Origin of the sequence: Frankia tisae, from assembly GCF_025403405.1 — a bacterium.
GTDB lineage: Bacteria > Actinomycetota > Actinomycetes > Frankiales > Frankiaceae > Frankia > Frankia tisai.
Genome location: NZ_JANEZT010000542.1, coordinates 1 through 3,088 on the forward strand (window position 1 = coordinate 1; position 3,088 = coordinate 3,088).

Here is a 3,088-nt window from a genome sequence, read left to right on the forward strand (position 1 = left end):
GCCGACCAACCCCGCCCGCGCTCCCAGCCAAGGCATGGATCAACCAGCCCCCAGCGATCATCGAGACCCAGGAGACGCTACCCACGAACCAAGCCGCCTGATGTCTCACCGGGATTGACAGGCTCCGCCACGCCGTGAGTGTGAACCACCTATCGAGTCCGACGACCGCGGGTGCGGGCGAGTGCGTCGAGAGCCGTCTCGTCGGCTGTCGGCAGGGTGTGTAGGTAGCGCTGGGTCGTGGCAATGGAGCCGTGGCCGAGACGCTCCTTGACGACCTGCAGATCAGCGCCGCCGGCGAGAAGCCAGGAAGCGTGGGCGTGTCGGAGGTCGTGGACCCGGACACGCCGTCCGATGCCGGCCGCAGCGACGGCGGGGTGCCACACCTGTTTGCGGAACCAGTCGCCCGGGATGTGTCCATCGGTGTCGCGGCGCCGCCGGCCGCGCGGCTTGTCCTTGCCCTCCGCTCGACGCGTTGATCGGTAGGTCGCATACGCACCTCGGCAACGGTCACAGCGGCACGGAGCCATGGAATACGCGGTGATGGTGCCGTGCCGATACTGGCGGCCCTTCTCGTTGGGCTCGGTCAGCTCCGGCCCGTCCGATTCCATCGCCGGTCTGGGCTCCGGCACGAGGCGCTCCTGCTCCGGCATGAAGAGGATGAGATCGTCGGTCCCGATCGCCTTCGCCTGGATGAAGAGATCGATCTTGTCCATCACCGAGCGACTGATCTTGAAGCGCCGGTACTTCTTGTTCTTCGGGTACTGCTGCACGAGGAACCGCTTGCCCTCGGGGTGGAACTTCGGGTTCACCTCCACCACGGTCCGGCTGACCGTGACGATCCCCGTGCCGATACTGAGATCGTGCGGCCGGAGTTCGGTCAGCTCACCCCACCGCATGCCGCTTTCGATGTCGAGTTCGACCAGAAGCTGGAGAATCAGGTCGGGGAGGTTCTCATAGATCTGGTCGAACTGTTCCGGCGTGATGATCTGCAGGGGTGGCTTCGGAACCTCAGGAATCTTGACCCCACGGCACGCATGCAGGAAGGTCACCTGATCATTCAGCGCCGTCGTGAAGATCCCGCTGAGGATGGTCATGTTCTTGTCGATCACATGCGGGCTCAACCCTTTGGCGCTCTGGTCGGTCACCCACTCGCGGACGTCCGCCGGCATGATCTCGGCCATGCGCATCACGGTGAACCAGGGAAGGATGTGCGCGTCGAGGTTGTATCGGTACGTCTCGCGGGTGCTCGCCTCCATGACGTGGTTGGGAAACCAGGTGCTCTCCACGTAGTCACGGAAGGACAGTCGACCGCGCCGTGGATCGCCGACCCGGCCCTCGCGCTGTTTGACCTCCGCGCTCTGCCAGGCCCGGTCCGCCTCCCGCTTTCCGTTGAACGTGCCAGCCGACCGCAACCGGCCGCGCAGGTCGAGATAGCACGCCGTGTACCTCGGCTTGCCGTCCGTGCCGATTCGCTTCTTCGCGTAGCCCACGCCGACCCTCGCCCCCTTGATCATCCGTCCGTGAGTCGTCCGCGAACGAGACGGCACCTCACGATCGGACCCGACAGGAGGAGGCACGAAAAGTGCCTGCCTGGACGCTATTTTATGGCCCACAGAGATCGACTAGAACAGGCGTTCTTGAACCGAAATCCTCCCTCGCACGGAGGAGGCCAGGGGTTCGAGTCCCCTCACCTCCACGAGCTGGCCCGCCGTGGTCGCTGGCCTCCGGTCAGCTTCCCGGCGGGCCGCGATTTTTCCGGGGGGAGCGACCCCCCGAACCCCCCGAGCTGGGCTGTCGAGGCACGGGACAGATTCGCCCGTCCTGGCCACGGTGGGGCTGGGCGGCCCGCGCTGGGCGCCGACGAGACGCTGGTCGGCGTCGACGATCACAGCACCTGGGCGTGCAGATTTCCCGTCACCGACGTCGAAGAGTGGCCGAGCCTCGTCGACACGATCGTGATGTCGACTCCCTCGCCGAGCAGGATCGACGCCGACCCGTGGCGAAGGTCGTGCAGCCGCTTGCGCGACAGCAGCCGGTCCCCGATCTCGTCGCCCACAGCCAGGGCCACCGGCAACGGCTCGGCCAGCTGCAGCAGCGACCGCGGGCCCTGCACCGACGAGCTGTACGCGACCGGCGCCGAGAGCAAGGCTCTCCGGCAACATCTCGCCATCGGTTACCGATGGTGAACGAATGTTGTGTCTCGCCGGCGCATGGCTGCTCAGTCACCGTGGCGTGGTCCTGTGGTGGACCTCTTCCCCTTGACGGCGATCCGTTTCGGCAGCGGGCGAATCGTAGGTTGGCCGCGGCTACGGGTTCGTCCGCTGGTAGGTGGTGGTTCGTCCGCTGCCGCCGTGCTGGGCGACCAGTCCTCGGCCGCGCAGGTTTCGGAGGGTCTTGCGAAGGTTCGGCCCGGTCAGGCCGAGTTGTTCGGCGAGTTCGTTGACCGTCCTTCCCTGGCCGGTCAGCGCCTGGTAGACGCGTCGTTCCGCGGCGCTCGGGCTCGGGCTCGGGCTCGGCGGACGTCGCGTTCGTGACGGTCGTGGGTTGGTGGAGGACGACGGTGAAGCGGATGCCGCTGCCGACGTAGTGGGCTGGGGGTAGACCGTGGTCGGCGAGTGCTTCGGTGACGGTGGGGGCCGCTGGCGAGGGCTTCGATGACGCGGGCGTCGGTCTGCGGGAACCGGACGTGCTGGCAGATCGCGACGAGCCTGGCGTTGCGGGCCGAGGTCACGGCGTCGCGGCCGAGCCGGTCGACGGTGGTTGCGCGGCGGCTTGGATGACGTAGCGGGGGAACCACTGCTGGGGGTGGACCCCGAGGGCGAGCAGGCCCGCGACGGTGGGCTGCCCGCCGGCGACCGTGACGCCGCCGCGGCGCAGGAGTTCGGCGTCGTCGGGGAAGCGGCCGAGTCCTGCCGGGTCGCGTTCGCGGACGGCGGCGAGGAAGGTAATTGGTGAGGTTACCGGTGATCTGTGATGGTCCCTGGCGGGCCGGGTAGCTCTCCGGTATGAGGTACGCGGCGGGTGGCAGGTTGACGCCCGCCAGGCAGGTGGAACGTGAGCAGGTGCGGATGGCTGCGGCCGACTGGTT

Annotated in this window: 4 protein-coding genes and 1 tRNA gene; 2 read left to right on the forward strand and 3 right to left on the reverse strand. The window is 67.5% G+C overall.

Translation table 11 applies throughout. From position 1 onward, the window contains the following. Positions 1-149 precede the first annotated feature (149 nt). Positions 150-1,286, reverse strand: coding sequence for a tyrosine-type recombinase/integrase (locus NBZ85_RS29495; RefSeq protein WP_261563213.1), 1,137 nt, complete (start codon positions 1,284-1,286; stop codon positions 150-152). A gap of 343 nt (positions 1,287-1,629) precedes the next feature. Between NBZ85_RS29495 and NBZ85_RS29500 the strand changes: the two genes are divergently transcribed. Further along, a tRNA-Ala gene (locus NBZ85_RS29500) sits at positions 1,630-1,696 on the forward strand. A 189-nt stretch (positions 1,697-1,885) separates the two neighbouring features. Here NBZ85_RS29500 and NBZ85_RS29505 read toward each other — a convergent pair. Together NBZ85_RS29505 and NBZ85_RS32895 are read right to left on the reverse strand one after the other, a co-directional pair. After that, positions 1,886-2,146, reverse strand: a complete 261-nt coding sequence (locus NBZ85_RS29505; protein ID WP_261560273.1) for a tyrosine-type recombinase/integrase — start codon at positions 2,144-2,146, stop codon at positions 1,886-1,888. A 160-nt stretch (positions 2,147-2,306) separates the two neighbouring features. Next, entirely contained in the window at positions 2,307-2,696 is a 390-nt protein-coding gene (locus NBZ85_RS32895) for a winged helix-turn-helix domain-containing protein (RefSeq protein ID WP_308205079.1), read from the reverse strand. A 76-nt stretch (positions 2,697-2,772) separates the two neighbouring features. Here NBZ85_RS32895 and NBZ85_RS29515 point away from each other — a divergent pair, with 76 nt between their 5' ends. Further along, a complete protein-coding gene (locus tag NBZ85_RS29515) occupies positions 2,773-2,955 on the forward strand; it encodes a hypothetical protein (protein ID WP_261560274.1) in 183 nt (60 codons plus the stop codon). Positions 2,956-3,088: the final 133 nt, after the last annotated feature.